This is a genomic window from Streptomyces sp. NPDC048142, from assembly GCF_043202835.1.
In the GTDB taxonomy this organism is placed as follows: Bacteria; Actinomycetota; Actinomycetes; order Streptomycetales; family Streptomycetaceae; genus Streptomyces.
Genome location: NZ_JBIDBC010000017.1, coordinates 131,816 through 153,752 on the forward strand (window position 1 = coordinate 131,816; position 21,937 = coordinate 153,752).

Annotated in this window: 18 protein-coding genes; 11 read left to right on the forward strand and 7 right to left on the reverse strand. The window is 73.2% G+C overall.

Annotation, left to right across the window (positions count from 1 at the left end; translation table 11 throughout):
* Window positions 1-50: 50 nt before the first annotated feature.
* The 3 genes from ACGF2Y_RS22015 to ACGF2Y_RS22025 all read right to left on the reverse strand — a co-directional run bounded on the left by ACGF2Y_RS22015 (window position 51) and on the right by ACGF2Y_RS22025 (window position 2,677).
* Entirely contained in the window at window positions 51-719 is a 669-nt protein-coding gene (locus tag ACGF2Y_RS22015; RefSeq protein ID WP_392950046.1) for a hypothetical protein, read from the reverse strand.
* A gap of 155 nt (window positions 720-874) precedes the next feature.
* Window positions 875-1,546, reverse strand: coding sequence for a SigE family RNA polymerase sigma factor (locus ACGF2Y_RS22020; RefSeq protein WP_392950000.1), 672 nt, complete (start codon window positions 1,544-1,546; stop codon window positions 875-877).
* Window positions 1,547-1,762: 216 nt separating this feature from the next.
* On the reverse strand, window positions 1,763-2,677 hold the full coding sequence (locus ACGF2Y_RS22025) for an A/G-specific adenine glycosylase (RefSeq protein ID WP_392950003.1): 915 nt from the start codon (window positions 2,675-2,677) through the stop codon (window positions 1,763-1,765).
* Window positions 2,678-2,969: 292 nt separating this feature from the next.
* Here ACGF2Y_RS22025 and ACGF2Y_RS22030 point away from each other — a divergent pair, with 292 nt between their 5' ends.
* Entirely contained in the window at window positions 2,970-3,701 is a 732-nt protein-coding gene (locus ACGF2Y_RS22030; RefSeq protein WP_392950005.1) for a hypothetical protein, read from the forward strand.
* Between the two features lie 263 nt (window positions 3,702-3,964).
* Here ACGF2Y_RS22030 and disA read toward each other — a convergent pair whose 3' ends face one another.
* Together disA and radA are read right to left on the reverse strand one after the other, a co-directional pair.
* On the reverse strand, window positions 3,965-5,089 hold the full coding sequence (gene disA / locus ACGF2Y_RS22035) for a DNA integrity scanning diadenylate cyclase DisA (protein WP_003968311.1): 1,125 nt from the start codon (window positions 5,087-5,089) through the stop codon (window positions 3,965-3,967).
* Between the two features lie 80 nt (window positions 5,090-5,169).
* Complete coding sequence (radA, locus tag ACGF2Y_RS22040) at window positions 5,170-6,591, reverse strand: DNA repair protein RadA (protein ID WP_392950009.1); 1,422 nt, start codon at window positions 6,589-6,591, stop codon at window positions 5,170-5,172.
* Between the two features lie 157 nt (window positions 6,592-6,748).
* Between radA and ACGF2Y_RS22045 the strand changes: the two genes are divergently transcribed.
* A complete protein-coding gene (locus ACGF2Y_RS22045) occupies window positions 6,749-8,806 on the forward strand; it encodes a hypothetical protein (protein WP_392950012.1) in 2,058 nt (685 codons plus the stop codon).
* Between the two features lie 132 nt (window positions 8,807-8,938).
* Here the strand turns inward: ACGF2Y_RS22045 and ACGF2Y_RS22050 are convergent, their stop codons facing one another.
* Window positions 8,939-9,799 carry a hypothetical protein gene (locus ACGF2Y_RS22050; RefSeq protein WP_392950014.1) on the reverse strand — a complete coding sequence of 287 codons (861 nt, stop codon included), beginning with the start codon at window positions 9,797-9,799 and terminating at the stop codon, window positions 8,939-8,941.
* 39 nt (window positions 9,800-9,838) lie between these two features.
* Between ACGF2Y_RS22050 and ACGF2Y_RS22055 the strand changes: the two genes are divergently transcribed.
* From ACGF2Y_RS22055 to ilvD, 4 genes are all read left to right on the forward strand, one after another.
* On the forward strand, window positions 9,839-10,789 hold the full coding sequence (locus ACGF2Y_RS22055) for a Ppx/GppA family phosphatase (RefSeq protein WP_392950017.1): 951 nt from the start codon (window positions 9,839-9,841) through the stop codon (window positions 10,787-10,789).
* A 136-nt stretch (window positions 10,790-10,925) separates the two neighbouring features.
* Window positions 10,926-11,756 (forward strand): sugar phosphate isomerase/epimerase family protein, encoded by an 831-nt coding sequence (locus ACGF2Y_RS22060; protein WP_392950049.1) that lies wholly within the window; start codon window positions 10,926-10,928, stop codon window positions 11,754-11,756.
* A gap of 64 nt (window positions 11,757-11,820) precedes the next feature.
* A complete protein-coding gene (locus ACGF2Y_RS22065; RefSeq protein ID WP_392950020.1) occupies window positions 11,821-12,438 on the forward strand; it encodes a TetR family transcriptional regulator in 618 nt (205 codons plus the stop codon).
* Between the two features lie 182 nt (window positions 12,439-12,620).
* Complete coding sequence (ilvD, locus tag ACGF2Y_RS22070; RefSeq protein WP_392950022.1) at window positions 12,621-14,471, forward strand: dihydroxy-acid dehydratase; 1,851 nt, start codon at window positions 12,621-12,623, stop codon at window positions 14,469-14,471.
* 327 nt (window positions 14,472-14,798) lie between these two features.
* Here ilvD and ACGF2Y_RS22075 read toward each other — a convergent pair whose 3' ends face one another.
* Complete coding sequence (locus ACGF2Y_RS22075) at window positions 14,799-16,967, reverse strand: protein kinase (protein WP_392950052.1); 2,169 nt, start codon at window positions 16,965-16,967, stop codon at window positions 14,799-14,801.
* Window positions 16,968-17,100: 133 nt separating this feature from the next.
* Between ACGF2Y_RS22075 and ACGF2Y_RS22080 the strand changes: the two genes are divergently transcribed.
* From ACGF2Y_RS22080 to proC, 5 genes are all read left to right on the forward strand, one after another.
* On the forward strand, window positions 17,101-17,472 hold the full coding sequence (locus ACGF2Y_RS22080; protein ID WP_392950023.1) for an SH3 domain-containing protein: 372 nt from the start codon (window positions 17,101-17,103) through the stop codon (window positions 17,470-17,472).
* 450 nt (window positions 17,473-17,922) lie between these two features.
* Window positions 17,923-18,480: a hypothetical protein gene (locus tag ACGF2Y_RS22085; protein WP_392950025.1), complete on the forward strand. Its 558-nt coding sequence runs from the start codon at window positions 17,923-17,925 to the stop codon at window positions 18,478-18,480.
* A 437-nt stretch (window positions 18,481-18,917) separates the two neighbouring features.
* Window positions 18,918-19,760 carry an ABC transporter ATP-binding protein gene (locus tag ACGF2Y_RS22090; RefSeq protein ID WP_392950026.1) on the forward strand — a complete coding sequence of 281 codons (843 nt, stop codon included), beginning with the start codon at window positions 18,918-18,920 and terminating at the stop codon, window positions 19,758-19,760.
* On the forward strand, window positions 19,757-20,554 hold the full coding sequence (locus ACGF2Y_RS22095; RefSeq protein WP_392950027.1) for an ABC transporter permease: 798 nt from the start codon (window positions 19,757-19,759) through the stop codon (window positions 20,552-20,554). The genes ACGF2Y_RS22090 and ACGF2Y_RS22095 overlap by 4 nt, the downstream gene beginning before the upstream one ends.
* A 100-nt stretch (window positions 20,555-20,654) precedes the next feature.
* On the forward strand, window positions 20,655-21,464 hold the full coding sequence (proC, locus tag ACGF2Y_RS22100; protein ID WP_392950029.1) for a pyrroline-5-carboxylate reductase: 810 nt from the start codon (window positions 20,655-20,657) through the stop codon (window positions 21,462-21,464).
* The last annotated feature ends 473 nt before the right edge of the window (window positions 21,465-21,937 follow it).

The window sequence follows — 21,937 nt, forward strand, 5'->3', positions numbered from 1 at the left end:
CTTTCCGTTCCTGCCCGGTTCCACCGGCACGACTGCGTTCCTGACCGGGTTCAGTCCCGGCCCGGCCCCACCGGTTCGTCCGACGGAACCGACTCCACCGGCTCCGACTGCACGGGCAGCTCACCGTCCGCACCCTCGACGGCACGGCTGAAGTCGTTGTGCACCCGGTCGTGCTCGGTGAAGCGGTCGCTCGCCCAACGGTAGGTGACCACCACCGAGCCGGACGGATAGGCCAGCGGATCCTTCGATCCGTAGACCTGGGTCGTCACCACCAGGTCGCCCCGGTCGATCGTTCCGTAGACGGCGGGGACCTCGGCCGCGAAGACGTTCTCGTACGAGCCGTCGTCGTCCGCCCGGTACACATACGTTCCGACGCCGACCGAATCGGCGCAGCTCATCACGTTGACCACCACGTCGGCGGCCCGGCCGCCGGTCATCGACCCGTACGAGGTGTCGATCGGATAGGCCTTGCCCACGCAGGGCCTGAGCTCGGTCCTGACCTGCTCGCCCACCTTGGGATCCTCCTTGAGGAGCCGCACGGCGTCGACCCGTCTGACGGGCGGGGTCGTACCGGAAGGGCTGGCCTGCGGGGTGATCCGGGCGACCGGCTGACTGCCGGCCGGGCCCTCGTCCCGGGTGCCGTTGCCCCCAGTGGAGCAGCCGACGCCGAACAGCCCGAAGGCGACGAGTCCGGCCAAGGCCGTGCCGCTCGCCGCCATACCGCTCCGGAAGCCCCGGCTCCCGATCCCGCTCCGGCTCCCGCCCGATCTCCTCGGGGCGTCGCCGTCGTCCGAGCCGCTCAAGGGGCCGTCCCCGAATCCGTCCGAGCCGCCCAAGGAGCCGTCCCCGAAGCCGTCCCCGCCGCTGCTTCCGCTCAGGCCGCGCACCGCTCCATCCCCCGCTCGTCGTGACGCCCGTTCCGCTGCGCCGGTGTGTGCGCCCTCGCCCCCGGCACCGTCGTGACCGGCGACCGCTGGGCGGGGACACGGGCGGAGGTGACCGGCGCCGCGCTCCGGTGGCCCCCGGTCTCCCGGGCGACCGCCTCGCGGCTGTCCAGCTCGCGGCTCTCCAGCTCCTGGCGCAGTCGCGCCAGGGCCCGGTGCAGCGTGCTCTTGACCGTACCGGCCGACATGCCGAGCGCCGCGGCCGTCTCCTCCGTGCTCATCTGCTCCCAGTGTCGCAGGACGACGACGCTGCGCTGCTTGGGAGCCAGAATGCCCAGAATGTCCATCAGGAGGGCGCGGTCGGCGCGCTGCTCGCTGCCGTCCTCGACGCTCGCGTCGGGCAGCTGCTCGGTCGGCACCTCGTCGAGCTTGCGCGCCCGCCACCACTCCGTACGGGTGTTGATCATGACGCGGCGCAGATAGGCGTCGGCCAGGGACTTGTCGGCGATGCCGTCCCAGCGGCCGTAGGTGCGCACGAGGGCGGTCTGCAACAGGTCCTGGGCATCCACCGGGTCGGGAACCAGACGGCGCGCGCTGCGCAGCAGCGCCTCCTGCCGTGTGCGTACGTAGTCCTCGAACGCGAGCACCTCGCCCTGCGCCATGACAACCGCCTCCGTCCCCGAACGTCCCCGTGTACCGGCGGGCCGCGGGTGTTCCGCGGTCCGGCCAGCCTGCTGTCGAAGACGCTACGGAGGCGTTGTCACGGCGATGTGCGGAGCAGCCGTAGGCCGGTGCACGGCTGTCCATCGGTTGTGTAACAGCGCGGGGCACCGCACTCCCCGGGCCGGGCTGGGGAGTGCCGGGCCGGGGCGGGGCGATCAGGTCAGCGGCAGCCGGTACCGGCCATCGGCCATCGGCTCGACCAGCCCGTCCGCCACCAGCCCGTCCAGCGCACGGGCCCGCTGCACCGGCTCCTCCCACACCGCGTCCAGCGCGGCCTGCGGTACGGGGTTCAGCGCGTCCCGCAACACCGCGAGCAGCCGCCCGCGCACCTGGCGGTCGGTACCGGCGTACGTCTGGCCCTTGCGCGGCGGCCCCTGGTGCGCGGGCTTCCCGGCCAGCCGCCAGGCACACCGCGAGGCGATCGGGCACCGGTCGCAGTCCTCGTTGCGCGCGGTGCACACGAGGGCGCCCAGCTCCATCGTGGCCGCCGCCCAGCGCGCCGCCCGCTCGTCCTCCTCGGGCAGCAGCGCCCGCGCGAGCTTGCGCTCGGCGGCCGTGGTCGCGTTCGGCGGGTACTGGACCCCGGAGGCGGCGCGGGCGAACACCCGGCGGACGTTCGTGTCGAGCACCGCGTGCCGCTGCCCGTACGCGAACGAGGCCACCGCCGCCGCCGTGTACTCGCCGATCCCGGGCAGCGCCAGCAGCTGGGCGTGCTCGCTCGGCACATCGCCGCCGTGCCGTTCCGTTATCGCCTGCGCGGCGCCGTGCAGCCGCAGCGCACGGCGCGGGTAGCCGAGCCGGCCCCAGGCGCGGACCGCCTCCCCGGGCGCCTCGGCGGCCAGGTCGGCGGGGCGGGGCCAGCGGGCGATCCACTGTTCGTACACCGGGAGGACCCGGCTCACCGGGGTCTGCTGCAGCATGAACTCGCTGACCATCACGGACCAGGCGCCCGCTTCGGGGCGGCGCCAGGGCAGATCGCGGGCATGCTGCTCGAACCACCCGATGACGGGGGTGTGGAGAGAGGCGGCGGCGGGGGGCGTCTGGGCTGAAGTCGAAGTCATGGCAGTCATCGCACTGACGATCCTGGCACGGAAGAGGGAGCGGTGGTCGCGGGCGCGGGGGTGTCGGCCCGCGCGGCGGCCCAGGAGGGGACAACGCCACCCGTTCTGTCCCCTGTGACCGGATCCCCGTGATGATGATCGGCAAAACTTGCGTCCGGAGCGGCGGGTGGGGCCGGAGTCGGCCCGGATCTCTCGTAGAGTTCGGACCGTGGGATCTATGCGCAATCCGGTCGGTCCGCTTCCCTCCAGCATCTACTGGCGACGAAGGGCGGTAGCGGGGCTTCTGGTTGCGCTGCTCGCCGTGTTGATCGCCTGGGCGGTGACGTCCGGAGGCGGCGGGGGGAGCCGGAACGACGGCAAGGCCGGCGGCTCCGACCCGGCCAGGTCGATCGACCCCGGGCCGTCGCGCACCGGCCCCGCGATCAGCCAACAGCCGGGCGGCCGCGACGAGTCGGGCGAGGACGGCGGGTCGGGAGGCACGGGTGCGTCCTCCGGAGGCGCGAACGGCGGCGCTTCGTCCGACGGCGCCTCGTCCGACGGGGCGTCAACAGGCGGTGCGGACACGGCCGGTTCGGGTGCGGGCGGCGGCGGCACGGCGGGCCGGCAGGTCCCGGCAGGCTCCCCGCTCCCCGAGTGCAAGCCCGCCGCGGTGCAGTTGAGCCTGCGGACGAAGGTCAGTTACGGCCCCGATGACAGGCCGAAGTTCGAACTGATCGCGAAGAACACCTCGTCGACCACGTGCAAGGCCGACTTCGGGCCGAAGAACGCGGTCCTCACGGTCACCGAGGCCGGTGGCGACGACGACGATCCGATCTGGTCCTCGAAGGACTGCCCCGCCGCGGCCGGTCCGCTGTTCCTGGAGGTCCCGGCGGGCGCGACCGTGATCCACACGGTGGACTGGAACCGCACCCGGTCCGCCCCGGGCTGCGCGACCCCACCGGCAGGCAAGGCCGGCCCGGGAACGTACCTCCTGGAGGCGAAGACCCCGGGCGAACCGGTCCAGCGAGCCTCTTTCGTCCTGTCCAAGGACTGACCGGCCCGCACCCGCCCGCATCCGGCCGGCCCGGCCATCTCCAGCCCGTCCGGCGTTTGAGGACGGAACGCTCAGCGCGGGCGGGCGATGCGCCGACGGGTCCGGGCGGGCCCGTGAACCCAGCCCGTCCGGTCCGGGCGGGCCCGTGAACCCTGCCCGTCCGGCCTCCGAGGACGGCCCGGTGGACGACCGGGAGGGCGACCCGGTGGGCGGCACGCAAAGAGGGCGCCCACCAGGGCGCCCTCCCGACCCGTCGCGCAACGTCAGACGTACCGCTCCAGGATCGACGACTCCGCCAGCCGCGAAAGTCCCTCCCGCACGCTCCGCGCCCGCGCCTCGCCGACGCCGTCCACCGTCTGGAGGTCGTCCACGCTCGCCGCCAGCAGCTTCTGCAGGCCGCCGAAGTGCTCCACCAGCCGCTCGATGATCGCCCCCGGCAGCCGCGGCACCTTCGCCAGCAGCCGGAAGCCCCGCGGGGAGACCGCCGAGTCCAGCGTCTCGGGCGAGCCGCTGTAGCCCAGCGCCCGCGCCACCACCGGCAGCTCCAGCAGCTCCGTGTGGCTCAGCGCGTCCAGCTCGGTCAGCGCCTCGGCCACCGTGCGCGACCGCTTCGCCGTCGGCTCGGGCACGTAGTCCCGGACGACCAGCTCCCGCTCCGGCTCCACGCCGGCGATCAGCTCGTCCAGCTGGAGGGAGAGCAGACGTCCGTCGGTGCCGAGCTCGACCACGTACTCCGCGATCTCGGTCGCGATCCGCCGCACCATCTCCAGCCGCTGCGCCACCGCCGTCACGTCCCGGACGGTGACCAGGTCCTCGATCTCCAGCGCGGACAGCGTGCCGGCCACCTCGTCCAGCCGGAGCTTGTACCGCTCCAGCGTGGCGAGCGCCTGATTGGCCCGGGACAGGATCGCGGAGGACTCCTCCAGGACCCGCCGCTCCCCGTCCACGTACAGCGCGATGAGCCGCATCGACTGGGAGACCGAGACGACGGGGAAGCCGCACGCCTTGGAGACCCGGTCCGCCGTACGGTGCCGGGTGCCCGTCTCCTCCGTGTGGATCGAGGCGTCCGGGACCAGCTGCACCCCGGCCCGCAGGATCTTGGTCATGTCCTTGTCGAGGATCAGCGCCCCGTCGAGCTTGCACAGCTCGCGCAGGCGCGTCGCCGTGAACTCCACGTCCAGCACGAATCCGCCGGTGCACATCGACTCGACGGTCTTGTCCATGCCCAGCACGATCAGCCCACCGGTATTGCCCCGGAGAATGCGCTCCAGGCCGTCCCGCAGGGCCATACCGGGCGCGACCGCGCTCAACGAGGCGCGCATCAACGCCTCGTTGCCGGTGCCTTGGCCGGACTTTCCGGGCGTCGTCGCCCGGTCGTTGGCTGCCACTGCACTCCTCCGGTCACAGGTTTGCGGTGCCCTTGCGTCCACCATGCGGTGTCCACGGGCGGGCGAGACCAGGGCAAAGTCTACCGGCGCGCGTTGTCTTCCTGACGAGGCTGCGGCGCCTCTTGACGAGACCGGCGCGGGAGGACCCGCAGAGCATCGCCCATGTCGGCGACTTCCGTGACCTTCATACCGGCCGGGACCCTTCCCGGGTCGGTCGGAACGAGCGCGTGGGTGAAGCCCAGACGGTGTGCCTCGGCCAGTCTCCGCTGCACCCCGGTGACCCTCCTGACCTCGCCCGCGAGCCCCACCTCGCCGATCGCGACCAGGTTCTTCGGGAGCGGGGTGTCGCTGGCGGCACTGGCCAGCGCGAGCGCGATCGCCAGGTCCGCGGCGGGTTCGGTGAGCTTCACACCGCCCACCGTCGCGCTGTAGATGTCCCGCTTGCCGAGCGCGGTGATCCGGCCGCGCTGCTCCAGCACGGCGAGCATCATCGAGACCCGGGAGGTCTCCAGACCGGAGGTCGTACGCCGGGGCGAGGGGATCTGCGAGTCGACGGTGAGCGCCTGCACCTCGGCGACCAGGGGCCGCTTGCCCTCCAGGGTCACCGTCAGGCAGGTGCCCGGCACCGCCACGTCGCGGCGGGTCAGGAAGAGCCCCGAGGGGTCGGTGAGACCGGTGATGCCCTCGTCGTGCAGCTCGAAGCAGCCGACCTCGTCGGTCGCCCCGTAACGGTTCTTGACGCCGCGCACCAGCCGCAGCCGGGCGTGGCGGTCGCCCTCGAAGGACAGCACGACGTCCACCAGGTGCTCCAGCAGCCGGGGCCCGGCGATCGCGCCGTCCTTCGTGACGTGACCGACGAGCAGCGTGGCCATCCCGCGCTCCTTGGACGCCCGGATCAGCGCTCCGGCGACCTCCCGGACCTGGGCCATCCCGCCGGGCGCGCCGTCGATCTCGGGCGAGGCGACCGTCTGCACCGAGTCCAGGACGAGCAGCGAGGGCTTCACCGCGTCCAGATGGCCGAGCACCGCGGACAGGTCGGTCTCCGCCGCGAGGTAGAGGTGGTCGTTGATCGCCCGGATCCGGTCGGCCCGGATCCGGACCTGGCTCGCGGACTCCTCGGCGGTCACATAGAGCGTGCGGTGGTCGTCGCTCGCCGCCTTGGCCGCCACGTCCAGGAGCAGTGTCGACTTGCCGACACCGGGCTCGCCCGCCAGCAGCACGACCGCGCCCGGCACGAGCCCGCCGCCGAGCACCCGGTCCAGCTCACCGACGCCGGTCGAACGGGCGGTGGCCTGCCGGCTGTCGACCTGGCCGATCGGCACGGCCGCCGTGGAGACCCGGCCGGCCGCGGTGGTGCGCACGGCGGGGGCGCCGCCGAACTCCTCGACCGTCCCCCACGCCTGGCACTCGGGGCAACGGCCGAGCCACTTGGCGGTGGTCCAGCCGCATTCGGTACAGCGGTAGGACGGCCGGTCCTTCGCGGATTTCGTACGGGCAGCCATGGCGTCACCGTATAGGTGGGGTACGACAACGCCGCCCGCACGGTCGGCGTGCGCGGCCCGTCCGCACGCAGGGCGCACGGAAGCACTCCCGGGCGCACTCACCCGAATCCATGATCTCTGTCCTCTTTCGAGGGATACATTCACCCGTAAGGATTAAATGTGCTCAAGGGGCACTTGGGGCATGCGCTCCTTTGCCTACGGTCGCCGGGTGACGAGCAGCAGGCTGGAGACCCCCACGCACACCACCGGCGCACACCGGGCGCATCGCCGAGCACCCCACGCCCCGGCACCGCGACCGCCCGCACGTTACGAGCCGTATCTCGACGGACTCTTCACCTACTGCCTCTCCGTGCTCTGCGATCACGACGCGGCCACCGAGGCGCTCGGTGCCGTCCTGTCGATCGCGGACCGGCAGGACGCCCGGGGCCCCACGGCCGAGGAGGAACGTCAATCCTGGCTGTACGCGCTGGCCCGGTGGACCTGCCTCCGCACCCTCGCCGAGCGCAAGCGCGGCCGCCAGGCCCACCGCCGGGCCTCCGGGACGGTCAAGCCGCCCCGCACGGCCAAGGCCACCGATACGCGGAAGGACTCCAAGCCCGCCGATACGGAGAAGGCGTCCAAACCCTCCGATGCGCGGAAGGCGTCCTGGGCCTCCGGTACGGGGAAGGGCTCCAAGGCGTCCAAGACCTCCGCGCCGCCCCGGCACCAGGGGGCGCACACCACTCAGCGCACGCCGGAGCACACCTCGCCCGCCACCCCCGAGGACGCCGCCGTCCCCGTCCCCGCCGAGTCGCCGGCCGCCGAAGCCCGCCGCCGGGAGCTCGCCACGCTCGCCTGGCCCGAGGCCGCGGGCACCACCCCGGAGCAGCGCGAAGCCCTCGAACTGGCCGTACGCCACCGGCTCACTCCGAGCGCCGTCGCCGCCGTGCTCGGCCTGGAGCCCGCATCCGCCCGGGAGCTGCTGGCCGGCGCGGCCTGCGAGGTGGAGCGCACCCGCGCGGCCCTCGCCGTCGTCGAGACCGGCGACTGCCCCACCGTCGCCCGGCTCACCGGAGACCACCAGGTGCTGCTCTCCGCCGCCCTGCGCCGCGAGCTCGTCCGGCACGTCGACGACTGCCCCCGCTGCCGTCGTGCCGCCGAGCGGGCGGATGCCGCAGGCCCCTGGCCCGGAGCGGCCCTGGCCCCGGTCGCCGCCCTGCCCGTCGTCGGCGCCCCCCGCCCCTCCGTGTACGTGGCGATGGCCCAGGCCCAGCGCTCCCGCGCCGCAGGCCCGCGCTTCGACCGGGCCGGGTATCCGCTCGACCCCAAGGACCAGGCCGCCCGCCGGGACCGGCTGCGCGCCCGGGTCGTGACGACCACGGTCGTCGCGACGGTGGTCGCCGCCCCGGTGATCGCCCTGTGGGCCGCGTACCGGGGAGCGCCGCAGACCGGCGAGGGCCACGACGGCACCTCGGTCACCGCCACGGAGGTGGAGGACGCCGGCGGCATGAGCGGCGACCCGTACGCCCCCTACGAGAACACCGGCAGCGGCCGCCCCGGCGACCGCTTCGGCGCCCGTGTCCCGGACGTCACCGCCTCGGTCGTCAGCACCGACGGCGCGCAGCGGGGCGACGCCCGGATGACGGTGACGGCCCGGACCTCCGGGGCCGTCACGACGCTCACGCTGACCGCCTCGGTCCGGGGGCCGGTCAGCTGGTCGGCGGCGACGGACGCCCGGTGGCTGCGCCTCAGCCGTACGTCCGGCACGCTCGCGGCCGGGCAGAGCACCACGATCGCGGTCTCGGTGATCCGGGACGCACAGCCGGGCGGGGCGTGGCGGGCCCGGATCTCGCTGGCCCCCTCGGGCGCCACCGTGATCATCGACGGTCACGGGGTGACGTCCCCGACGACGGGCGGCCCGCGCCCCACGCGCCCCGGCACGGAATCGCCCCGCCCCACGGACCCGGGCACCACGGATCCCGGCCCGACCGACCCGGCCCCGACCGATCCGGGCCCCGACCCCACCGGTCCCGGCCCCACCGACCCCGGGCCCACGGACCCCGGGCCCACGGACCCCGGCCCGACCGATCCCACGGACCCGCCGGACCCGACCGATCCGCCCGACCCCACGGACCCGCCCGACCCGACACCGGACCCCACCGACCCGACCGACCCGGGCCCCACGGACCCGGCCCCGACCGACCCGGGCCCCTCCGACCCGGCCCCGACGGACTGAGGCCCCCGGGCCCCGACGGGGTGATGCACCTGGGCGCCGACGGGCGGAGGCTCCGCCCGTACGCCTCCGTATGCCTCCGTCGTCTCCGTACGTCTCCGTCGCCCCGTACGCCTCAGCGCGCCCCGGTACGCCTCAGTGCTTCTTCCCCGGCGCGGGCAGCGGGTCCGCCGGGTGCGGGGCCATCGGAAGCAGTGAGGACAGCCGCTCCTCGCACAGCTCGACCAGCCGGTCGTAGCCCTCCTTGCCCATCAGCTCGATCAGCTCCGGGCGATAGGACACGTACACCGGGTCACCGGCCCCGTGCGCCGAGGTGGCCGAGGTGCACCACCAGTGCAGGTCGTGCCCGCCGGGGCCCCAGCCCCGGCGGTCGTACTCCCCGATCGTCACCTGGAGGACCCGGGTGTCGTCGGGCCGGTCGATCCAGTCGTACGTCCGCCGCACCGGCAGCTGCCAGCACACGTCCGGCTTGGTCTCCAGGGGCTCCTTGCCCTCCCGCAGCGCCAGGATGTGCAGCGAGCAGCCCGCCCCGGCGGGGAACCCCGGCCGGTTCTGGAAGATGCAGGAGCCCTCCCAGCGGCGCGTCTGGCGTTCACCGTCCTCGTCGACGCCGACCCAGCCCGTCTCCGCACCGACGTCGTGGAACTGCCACAGCTCGGGAGTGAGCCGGGCCACGTGCCCCGCGACCCGCTTCTCGTCGTCCTCGTCGGAGAAGTGCGCCCCCAGCGTGCAGCAGCCGTCGTCCGCGCGGCCCGCCTGGATGCCCTGGCAGCCGCTGCCGAAGATGCAGGTCCACCGGGAGGTCAGCCAGGTCAGATCGCAGCGGAAGATCTGCTCGTCGTCGGCCGGGTCGGGGAACTCCACCCAGGCCCGTGCGAAGTCGACACCCTTCTCGTCGGACGGGCCGGGGCCGCTCGCCTCCGACTGTGATGTCTCCCTGTTCGTCTTCTGCTTCTTCGTGGCTTTGTCCTGCTTAGCCTTTTTCGTCTTTGGCACGCGCCCAGAGTAAGTCCGATGGAGCAGTAGCGTTCCCGTATGAGACTCGGAGTCCTCGACGTGGGATCGAACACGGTTCATCTGCTGGTGGTCGACGCCCACCCCGGCGCGCGCCCGCTGCCCGCGCACTCGCACAAGGCGGAGCTCCGGCTGGCCGAACTGCTCGACGAGGGCGGTGCGATCGGCCCGCTCGGCGTGGACCGGCTCGTGGCGACGATCGCCGGAGCGGTCCAGGCGGCCGAGGACAAGGGGTGCGAGGACGTGCTCGCCTTCGCCACCTCCGCGGTGCGCGAGGCGACCAACGCGGACCAGGTGCTCGACCGCGTACGGGTCGAGACCGGCGTCGACCTCGCGGTCCTCAGCGGTGAGGAGGAGGCCCGGCTGACCTTCCTGGCCGCCCGCCGCTGGTTCGGCTGGTCGGCGGGGAAGCTCCTGGTCCTGGACATCGGCGGCGGCTCCCTGGAGATCGCCTTCGGCATCGACGAGGAGCCGGACACCGCCGTGTCCCTGCCGCTCGGCGCGGGCCGCCTCACCAGCGCCTGGCTGCCGGACGACCCGGCCGATCCCGAGCAGGTCAGGGCGCTGCGCCGGCATGTACGGGCCAGCATCGCGCGGACCGTGGGCGAGTTCAGCCGGGCCGGCCGCCCCGACCACGTCGTCGCCACCTCCAAGACCTTCAAGCAGCTCGCCAGGATCGCCGGCGCGGCCCGCTCCACCGAGGGCCTGTACGTCCAGCGCTCGCTGAGCCGCAAGGCGCTGGAGGACTGGGTGCCCAAGCTGGCGGCGATGACCGTCGAGGAGCGCGGCAGGCTCCCCGGAGTCTCCGAGGGGCGGGCCGCCCAGCTGCTCGCCGGGGCGATGGTGGCCGAGGGGGCGATGGACCTGTTCGGCGTCGGGGAGCTGGAGATCTGCCCCTGGGCCCTGCGCGAGGGCGTCATCCTGCGCCGCCTGGACCACCTCCCGGCGGAACGGGCCGCCCTGCCCGGGTGACGCGCGGCGGAGCGGGTCGCCCTGCCCGGGTGCCGACAGGGCAGGCCGTACGTACGCCCATGGCCCTGATCACTTTCCGCCAGGGCCCCTCGGTGTGGCGCGCCACTGCCCGTACGCTGTCCAGGTGGCAGAACCAGTGGTGCGCATCCCCGATGCGAAGGTCGCCCTGTCAACGGCCTCGGTCTACCCCGAGTCCACCGCGACGGCCTTCGAGATCGCCGCGCGCCTGGGGTACGACGGCGTCGAGGTCATGGTCTGGACCGACCCCGTCAGCCAGGACATCGAGGCCCTGCGCCGGCTCTCCGACTACCACCAAGTGCCGGTCCTCGCGGTGCACGCCCCCTGCCTGCTGATCACCCAGCGGGTCTGGTCCACCGACCCCTGGGTCAAGCTCCAGCGGGCCAGGGCCGCCGCCGAGAAGCTCGGGGCGTCCACCGTCGTCGTGCACCCGCCGTTCCGATGGCAGCGCAACTACGCCAAGGACTTCGTGACCGGGATCTGGCGGATGGCCGACGAGACGGACGTCCGGTTCGCCGTCGAGAACATGTACCCCTGGCGCTACCGGGACCGCGAGATGCTCGCGTACGCCCCCGACTGGGACGTCACCAACGACGACTACCGCCACTTCACGGTCGATCTCTCGCACACCGCGACCGCCCGCACCGAGGCGCTCGCCATGGTGGACCGGATGGGCGACCGGCTCGCCCACGTCCACCTCGCCGACGGCAAGGGCTCGGCCAAGGACGAGCACCTGGTGCCCGGCCGGGGCGACCAGCCGTGCGCGGAGCTGCTGGAGCGCCTGGCCCGTACGGGATTCGACGGCCATGTCGTCATCGAGGTCAACACCCGCCGCGCGATGTCCTCCGCCGAACGCGAGGCCGACCTCGCGGAGGCGCTGGCCTTCACCCGCCTCCACCTGGCCTCCGCATCCGCCGCCGACCCGGCCTCCGAGATCCGCCGCCCGTGACCGAGGACCGCTCGTGGCCGAGAACCGCTGGTGGCCGAGGACCGGCCATGACCGAGGACCGCCCGTGACCGAGGACGCACCCGGCCCCCGGCGCCGGGGCCGCCCCTCCCGCCGGGCCGCCGCCGAAGGCCCCGACACCCGTACGCGCATCCTGGAGGCGGCCCGTACGGAGTTCGCCGAGCGCGGCTACGACAAGACGTCGATCCGGGGCATCGCCAAGGCCGCCGAAGTCGACGCGGCTCTCGTCCACCACTACTTCGGTACGAAGGACGAGGTCTTCGCGGCCGCGGTCGAGCTCTCCTTCGAACCGGCCCTCGTCATCCCCGCCATCCTCGGCGGTCCCCGGGAGGGCCTGGGGGAGCGGCTGGCCCGCTACTTCCTCTCCGTATGGGAGAACCCGGCCACCCGCGCCCAGCTCCTGGCGATCCTGCGCTCGGCGCTCACCCACGAGGCGGCGGCGAAGGTGCTGCGCGGCTTCGTCCTGCGGCGGCTGCTGGTGCGGATCGCGGCGGAACTCGACGTACCGGACGCGACGTTCCGCGCGGAGCTCGCCGCGTCGCACATGATCGGCATCGCGATGCTGCGGTACGTGATCCGCGCCGAGCCGCTCGCGTCGGCCGACCCGGAGGACATCGTCGCGATGGTGGCGCCGACGCTCCAGAGATACTTGACGGAGAGCTGAGCGGATAGCTTGACGGAGAGCTGGGCGCATCCGCCGAGGGTCCACGCCGTGATGCCCACCCAGCGACCATCGCGTCCCGTATACCGGACAGCCTGTCCAGATCTTGGATCCGGGGCGTACGCTCGAAGACAGTCTTTTCTTATCTGTCGGAGGCAGTTCCCCTGCCGAAGGAGCGAGCGACGATGCCGCAGCTGAGGTCCCGCACGGTCACCCACGGACGCAACATGGCGGGCGCGCGCGCCCTTATGCGCGCCTCGGGCGTAGCGAGCGCGGACATCGGCAAGCCGATCATCGCGGTCGCCAACTCGTTCACCGAGTTCGTCCCCGGCCACACCCACCTCGCCCCGGTCGGCCGGATCGTCTCCGAGGCGATCCTGGCGGCGGGCGCGGTCCCGCGCGAGTTCAACACCATCGCCGTGGACGACGGCATCGCGATGGGCCACGGCGGCATGCTCTACAGCCTGCCCTCCCGCGATCTGATCGCCGACTCCGTGGAGTACATGGTCGAGGCGCACTGCGCGGACGCGCTGATCTGCATCTCCAACTGCGACAAGATCACCCCGGGCATGCTGATGGCCGCCATGCGGCTCAACATCCCGACCGTCTTCGTCTCCGGCGGCCCGATGGAGGCCGGCAAGGCCACCCTCGTCGACGGCACGGTGCGCAAGCTCGACCTGGTCAACGCGATCAGCGACGCGGTCGACGAGAGCATCTCCGACGAGGACATCCTCCGTATCGAGGAGAACGCCTGCCCCACCTGCGGCAGCTGTTCCGGCATGTTCACCGCCAACTCGATGAACTGCCTGACCGAGGTCCTCGGCCTCTCCCTCCCCGGCAACGGCTCGGTCCTCGCCACGCACACCGCCCGCAGGGCACTGTACGAGGACGCCGGCCGCACGGTCGTCGAGATCACCAAGCGCTACTACGAGCAGGACGACGAGACGGTCCTGCCGCGCGCCATCGGCACCCGCGCCGCGTTCGACAACGCGATGGCGCTGGACATCGCGATGGGCGGCTCGACCAACACGATCCTGCACCTGCTGGCCGCGGCCGAGGAAGCGGAGCTGGCGTACGACCTCGACGACATCAACGAGGTCTCGCGCCGGGTCCCGTGCCTCTCCAAGGTCGCCCCCAACGTCGCCCCCGGCGGTACGTACTACATGGAGGACGTCCACCGCGCCGGCGGCATCCCCGCCCTCCTCGGTGAGCTCCACCGCGGCGGTCTGCTGAACGAGGACGTGCACGCGGTGCACTCCGACACCCTCGCCGAGTGGCTGAAGAACTGGGACGTGCGCGGCGGCTCCCCGTCGCCCGAGGCCATCGAGCTGTGGCACGCGGCCCCCGGCTGCGTCCGCTCCGCGACCGCCTTCTCGCAGTCCGAGCGATGGGACACCCTCGACCTGGACGCGGCGGGCGGCTGCATCCGCGACGTCGAGCACGCCTACTCCAAGGACGGCGGCCTCGCGGTCCTCAAGGGCAACCTCGCCGTGGACGGCTGTGTCGTGAAGACGGCGGGCGTCGACGAGTCGATCTGGACCTTCGAGGGCCCGGCCGTCGTCTGCGAGTCGCAGGACGAGGCCGTCGACAAGATCCTCCGCAAGGAGATCACGGCGGGCGACGTCGTCGTCATCCGCTACGAGGGCCCGCGCGGCGGCCCCGGCATGCAGGAGATGCTCTACCCCACCTCGTTCCTCAAGGGCCGGGGCCTCGGCAAGGTCTGCGCACTGGTCACCGACGGCCGCTTCTCCGGCGGTACGTCGGGCCTCTCCATCGGCCACGCCTCGCCCGAGGCGGCCTCCGGCGGCACCATCGCGCTCGTCGAGAACGGCGACCGGATCCGGATCGACATCCCGAACCGCTCCATCGAGCTGCTCGTCGACGACGCCGAACTGGCCACCCGCCGCGAGGCGCTGAACGGTGTGTACGCGCCGAAGAACCGCGACCGCAAGGTCTCGGCCGCACTGCGCGCCTACGCGGCGATGGCGACGAGCGCGGACCGGGGCGCGGTCCGCGACGTCTCCAAGCTGGGCTGACATCGCTGGGCCGACATGTCCAGCCCCTCCGGCGTTCGAGGAGCGGGGGTCCGGGGCTGCCCAGGGGCAGCCCCTGGGCAGCCCCGTTCTCACCGGCCTCGGGCCGGCCTGGCGCTGACCGGCCTCGGGCGCCCCGCCTTCACCGGCCTCGGGCGCCCCGTCTTCACCGGCCTCGGGTCGGCCCGGCTCTCACCGGCCTCGGGCCGGTCCCCGCTCTCACCGGCCCCAGGGCCGTCCCCGGAGGGACGCCACCGGCCCCGGGGCACCCCCCCAGAGCCCCCGGGCACCCTCCGGGGCACCCCCGGCCCGGCATGCCCCGGGCGGACCTCACCAGCCCCCCGGCGCCAGCCCGTCCACCGCGAAGACCGACCCGTCCGGAGCCGTCCCCACCACCAGCCGCCCCGCAGTCACCGGCGCGGGCAGGTCCGAGGCGTGGGCGAGCTTCCCGCCGCTCAGCCGCGCCCGGGTCTGCCCCACCAGCGCACCCCGGACCGTGTCGACGGCCAGCAGCCTCCCGTCCGCGGCGGAGAAGTACAGGTGCCCGCCCTCCCCGAGCACCGGAGCGGAAGCCCGCCCGACCCCCGTCTCCAGCCGCCACAGGTCCGCCTTCGCACCGTCCGCCGCGGTGTCGACGGCGAGCAGCGACCCGCCCCGCGCCAGCAGGTACGCGATGTCCCCGGCCAGGACCACCTGCGGCCCGTCCAGCGTGAAGGGCAGCGCGACCCGGGCGGACGCGCCGGTTCCGGGGGCGTACCGGACGAGCTCGGCGGTGTCCGAGTTCTCGTCCATCACCGTCAGCACCAGCTCCCCGGCGCCGGCCGTGCCGACCGGGGTGAGCACCCCGTCCAGCCGCCGCTGCCAGGACGCCCGGCCGCTCACGGCGTCCACCGCCGTGACGAGGGTCGACCCGCCCGAGGGCGCGTGCTCGAAGGCGTAGGCGAGCCCGGACGCCCCGTCGTACAGGGCGAAGCCGGGCCGCGTGTGCCCTGCCAGCGGGCCCTTCCATCGGTGCGTCCCGCTCGCGCCGTCCAGCGCCGTCACCGTGCCGTCGTCCGCGACGGCCAGCAGCGTGTCGCCCGCCGGGAACGCGCCACCGGGGCTCGCGGACAGCGTGGTGTCCCGGACGGCGGTGCCCTTCACCGGGTCGAACGCGCGCAGCCTCCCGTCCGGCCCGGTGGACAGCACGACCCCGCCCGAGACGATCGGAGCGTGGTCGGCCCGCGTCGAGGACGACCGCGCCGACCACACCACGCGCCCGTCCGCCGGGTCGATCCTGGCCGTGCCGGTCCCGGCCACCGAGCAGTACAGCGCGGCCCCCGACCCGGCGGTGGAGCAGACAGGTGTGGCGCTGCCGGACGTCCGCAGCCCGGTACGCCACGGCGTGACGGCCCCGGCGTCCTTGCCCTCCCCGCCCTCGGCGGCGCGCCCCGGCTCCGGGCGGCTCACGCCCGTACCGCCGCCCCACACGGCGTACGCCCCCACCCCCGCGCCCGCCACCAGCAGCGCCGCCGCCACGACCAGCCGGGCGCGCGGCAGCCGCCGGCGCCGGACCACGGGCGCGGCACGCACGTGGGTTGCCGCCTCAGAACCGTCCCGCTCCGCAGCCGACGGCACCGCCGCCGCGACCACCGCCCCGCGCCGCTGCGCCGGAACGAACGCGTCGGCGTCGTACGACGGGGGCAGCAGCGCCTCCATCACCTCGTCCGGCGTGGGCCGCCCGGCCGGGTCCTTCGCCAGGCACCGGGCGACCAGCGGCGCGAGATCCTCCGGCACCCCGCCGAGGTCCGGCTGGTCGTGCACCACCTGGTACGCCACGATGTACGGGCTCTCCGAGTCGAAGGGCCCCCGGCCGGTCGCCGCGTGGACGATCACGGCCCCCAGAGCGAACACATCGGCCGGCGGCCCGACCTCACGCGGCCGCTGGAACTGTTCGGGAGCCATGTAGGGCGGCGAGCCGATCAGTTTGCCCGTCTCGGTGCGCAGATCGCTGTCGTACGGACGGGAGATCCCGAAGTCGATGACCTTGGGGCCCCCGTCGGTCAGCAGCACGTTGCTCGGCTTCAGATCGCGGTGGACCACGCCCGCCCGATGGATGTCCCGCAGCGCCTCGGCCAGCCCGGCGGTCAGCCTGCGCAGCCCGGCGGGGGACATCGGACCGTTCCGCTTCACCTGCTCGGCGAGCGTGGGCCCGGGAATGTAGAGGGTGGCCATCCAGGGCCGCCCGGCCTCCGGGTCGGCGTCGACGACGGGCGCGGTGAACGCCCCGCTGACCCGCCGCGCGGCCGCCACTTCCTGCCGGAACCGCGCCCTGAACTCGGGATCCGCCGCGTACGGCGCGTGCACCACCTTCACCGCGAGCTGCATCCCCGATGCCGAGCGCGCCAGATGTACGACCCCCATGCCGCCCGAGCCGAGACAGGCCTCAAGGCGGTAGGCGCCGGCGTACTGCGGAAACTCCGCTTCCGGATGCACTCCGGCTCCTCGCAGCGGCGGCATCGCCCACCCCCGTGTGCTCGTGCGCATGCGACGCACGGAGCCTAGTCGATGGTACGTACGAGAGGCACGGGGCTTGCTAGCCTGCGCGTCGTACGCGATCTCGCGTACGCGTTTCTCAACGGGGGAGGCCCACATGGGCGTTGAAGAGCACACCGCGGAGCCCATCCAGGACGGGGTGGACCGGGTGGACGGGGTGGAAGAAGCGGAAGGGGCGACGGCCATGGCGACAGCGGAAACCGCCGCCGTCGCCGCGACCGGCACCCGCTATCCGATAGCCCCGGGCTACCGGGTCAACGTCCGCACCGGACCGGGCACCAGCTACCGCATCGTCAGGACGATGCCGTACGGACAGAAGATCCCGATCTACTGCCAGAAGCCGGGCGAGTGGGTCACCGGCCCGTACGGCACGTCGAACCTCTGGGACAACATCGCCAACGGCCAGTTCGTCTCCGACGCGTACGTCTACACGGGGCGTGACGGCTACATCGCACCGCGCTGCGACTGACGGGCCCCGGGCGTCCGGGGGTAACTGGTCCCCCGGCGTCCGGGGTACGTCCCGGGTGTCCGGGCGTTCAGGGGCCCGTGCCCCAGGGCGTCCGGGGTACGGACTCCGGGACTCCGGGAGCCCGGTACGGATCTCCCGAGTGCCCGAGTGCCCGAGTGCCCGAGTGCCCGGGTGTCCGGGTGTCCGGGTGTCCGGGTGTCCGGGTGTCCGGGTGTCCGGGTGTCCGGGTGTCCGGGTGTCCGGGTGTCCGGGTGCCCGGGTGCCCGGGTGCCCGGGTGCCCGGGTGTCCGAGTGCCCGGGTGCCCGGGTGCCCGGGTGTCCGAGTGCCCGGGTGTCCGAGGGGCCGGGGGGGCCGGAGGTCCGGGTCCCCGGGAGTCCAGAAGCACGGGTCCCAGACATCCGGGGTACGGGTTCCCCAGGTGCCCGGGGTAACGGGGGATAATCGACCCCGTGAGCGAGAACAGCGCAGCCCCCGGCACCCCGCCCGCCGGAGCGACACCTTCCGGCGGCGCCCCCACGGCCCCAGGTCCCCAGCCCGAGCCCATCCGTTTCTTCGGCACGACGTGGGTCGACCACGACGGCGGCTACGGGCTCCGGCGCGCCGGCGTCGCCGTCGGCTCGCTGGCCGCAGCCGTGGCCGCCTGTTTCGTCCTGCGCTTCGCCTACCAGGGGCTGGAGATCGCGGAGGTCGGGAGCCTCATCGGGATGCTGGTGATCGCGATGTTCTCGATCTGCAGCGCCATCGCGTTCCGCAAGACCTGGGAGGGCTTCGGCGCCCGCCCGAAGGACCCGGCCCGCGAGGACGCACTGCGCGGACTGAAGTCGATCGGTTTCATCGGCTCGCTCCTCGCCTACTTCGTCCGCTCGCTCACCGAGGCCCCGGGCGAGAAGCTGCGCCGCACCGAGTACGAGAAGGCCCGCGTCCAGTTCGAGAAGCGCCGCTCGACCCGCACCGGCAACCCGGCGGCTCGCAAGTCTTCCGGCCCCAAGCGCCCCAAGCGCCTCTAGCGCACCGAGCACCCCTGGCACCCCAAGCGCACCAATCACCCCTGGCACCCCAAGCGCACCTGGCGCACTTAGGCCATCCAGGGCACGTCCGGCAGATCACGCCCGGACCCGCGACGCCCGGCCCCTTCCCCTTTCCCTTCGTCTTCCCCTTCCCCAAGCTCTCGGCTCGCTCGGGCAGGGGAAGGCCCCATTCCTCGCGACGCCTCCAGAACGCCCGAATCGCTCCGGCGACGAGGACGTTCCGGCGTCCTGCGACGCGCCGACCGGACACCGCGGCCTGTCCGCCCTGATCCGCCGGACCCGCTGCGGACCCGCCCTGGGCCGCCCGCCCCACAGACGACTCAGCCCGCCGACACCGTCGGCGGGCTGAGTCGTCTGTCCGCCTCCCCTCCCTCTCCCCCTTGACGGACGGCGTCATCGGGCGAAGAATTCATCACATGATGAATTACGAGGCCGGGCCGGCGCCGGCCGACCCCACAAACCCCATGGACACATCCCCGGCACAGGACCCGTCTCCGGCGATCGAGGCCCGCGGTCTCACCGTCGTACGAGGCAGCCGCACCGTCCTGCGCACCCTCGACTTCACCGTCCGCCCCGGCAGCATCACCGGCCTCCTCGGCCCCTCGGGCTGCGGCAAGACCACCCTGATGCGCGCGGTGGTCGGCACCCAGGCCAAGGTCACCGGCACCCTCGACGTCCTGGGGCACCCCGCCGGAGACCCGGCCCTGCGCCCCCGGATCGGGTACGTCACCCAGGCGCCCTCCGTCTACACCGACCTCACCGTCCGGCAGAACCTCGACTACTTCGCCGCCGTCCTGCACCCCGGCCGCTCCCACCGGGCCGCCCGCCGCGACGCCGTCACCCGCGCCATCGGAGACGTCGACCTCACCAGCCACGCCGACGCCCTCGCCGGAGCGCTCTCCGGCGGCCAGCGCAGCCGCGTCTCGCTGGCCGTCGCCCTCCTCGGCACCCCGGAACTGCTGGTCCTGGACGAACCGACCGTCGGGCTCGACCCCGTACTCCGCCGCGACCTCTGGGACCTCTTCCACCGCCTGGCCGCCGACCGGGGCGTCGCCCTCCTCATCTCCTCCCACGTCATGGACGAGGCCGAACGCTGCCACCGCCTCCTCCTGATGCGGGACGGCCGCATCCTCGCCGAGGACACCCCGGACGCCCTGCGCCGCCGCACCGGCACCGAGACCGTCGAGGACGCGTTCCTCCACCTGGTCGACGAGGCCGCGCCACCCACCCCGCCCACCGACCCGGAGGCATCCCGATGACGGCCACCGCCACCACCCCGTCCCCGCCCGCGAGCGAAGGCGCCCCGGCCCGCCCGCTCACCCCGTCCCGCACGACCGCCACCGCGGGCCGCGTCCTGCGCCAGCTGGCCCACGACCCCCGCACGATCGCGCTCCTGGTGATCGTCCCGGTCCTGCTGATCACGCTGCTCCGTTACGTCTTCGACGGCGCGGCCGGGACCTTCGACGCGACCGGAGCCTCCCTCCTCGGCATCTTCCCGCTGATCACGATGTTCCTGGTGACCTCGATCGCGACCCTGCGCGAACGCACCTCGGGCACCCTCGAACGCCTCCTCGCCCTCCCCCTCGGCAAGGGCGACCTGATCGCGGGCTACGCCCTCGCGTTCGGCGCGGTCGCGGTCGTCCAGTCGGTGCTCGCGACGGCCGTCTCCCTCTGGCTGCTGGGCCTGGACGTCATCGGCTCGCCCTGGCTGCTGCTCCTGGTCGCCCTGCTCGACGCCCTGCTCGGCACCGCGCTCGGCCTGTTCGTCTCCGCGTTCGCCGCGTCCGAGTTCCAGGCGGTCCAGTTCATGCCGGCGGTGATCTTCCCCCAGCTCCTGCTGTGCGGCCTGTTCACCCCGCGCGAGGCGATGCACCCCGTGCTGGAGGCGATCTCGAACGTGCTGCCCATGTCGTACGCCGTCGACGGTATGAACGAGGTCCTCCACCACACCGACATCACCGGCGACTTCGTCCGCGACGTGGCCGTGGTCGCGGGAAGCGCGCTCCTGGTCCTCTGCCTCGGCGCGATCACCCTCCGCCGCCGTACGCCGTGAGAACCCCGATGCGAGGATGACGGGAGACGGCCCGAACCAAGAGCCGGCTCACAGCCCAGCAACGCCCAGCCCAGCCCAGCACCGCCCGGAGGGTGAACGCATGACCCAGACAGTCGCAGTCCTCGGCACCGGCAAGATCGGCGAGGCCCTGCTCAGCGGAATGATCCGGGCGGGCTGGCGACCGGCCGACCTCCTGGTGACCACCCGCCGCGGCGACCGGGCCCAGGAACTGCACACGCGGTACGGGGTCGAGTCCGTCACCAACGCGGAGGCGGCCAAGAGCGCCGACATCCTCATCCTCGCGGTCAAGCCGCAGGACATGGGCAAGCTCCTGGACGAACTCGCACCGCACGTCATCGCCGACCGCCTCGTCATCAGTGCCGCGGCGGGCATCACCACCGCGTTCATCGAGGACCGGCTCACCCAGGACACCCCGGTCGTCCGGGTCATGCCCAACACCCCGGTCCTCGTCGACGAGGGCATGTCCGTCATCTCGGCCGGCAGCCACGCCACCGGCGCGCACCTCGCCACCGCCGAGGACATCTTCGGCGGCGTCGGCAAGACCCTGCGCGTCCCGGAGTCCCAGCAGGACGCGGCGACCGCCCTCTCCGGCTCCGGCCCCGCCTACTTCTACTTCCTGGTCGAGGCGATGACCGACGCGGGCATCCTGCTCGGCCTGCCCCGCGCCCAGGCCCACGACCTCATCGTCCAGGCCGCGATCGGCGCCGCCGTCATGCTCCGGGACAGCGGTGAGCACCCGGTCAAGCTCCGCGAGGCCGTCACCAGCCCGGCCGGCACGACCATCAGCGCCATCCGTGAACTGGAGAACCACGGCGTGCGCGCGGCACTGATCGCAGCCCTGGAGGCGGCCCGCGACCGCAGCCGCGAACTGGCCTCCGGCAACGGCTGAAGCCCAGCCAGGGCCCCCATCGACCCCCGGTCACCCGACACCACCGGCCGGGGGTTGACACACCCCGGACACGGCCGTAGTGTGCTCCGAGTTGTCCGACGTGAGCGCCGACCCCGGTCGGTCCCCGGACAGCCATTCCGCAGTAACCACGACAGGACGCGCGACCTCGTGTCGCATGCCTTTTCGTGTGCCTGCGCGAAATGAGGAATCCGCGTTCGAAGGGACGCACCCCGATTAGCGTCGGGGGGCAGGAATCCGCTAAAGTCTCACTCGTCGGAACGGCCCAACGGCCGGGAAGACAAACCCCGCTGACTGGGAATCAGGCCCGAAAGGATCTGATAGAGTCGGACTCGCCGGAAAGGGAAAACGCGAAAGCGAAGGACCTGGAAAGCGAAAACTGCTTGACCCGCTTCGACCGGGAATCGGACACGAAAGAGTCTGATAGAGTCGGAAACGCAAGACAGCAGGACACA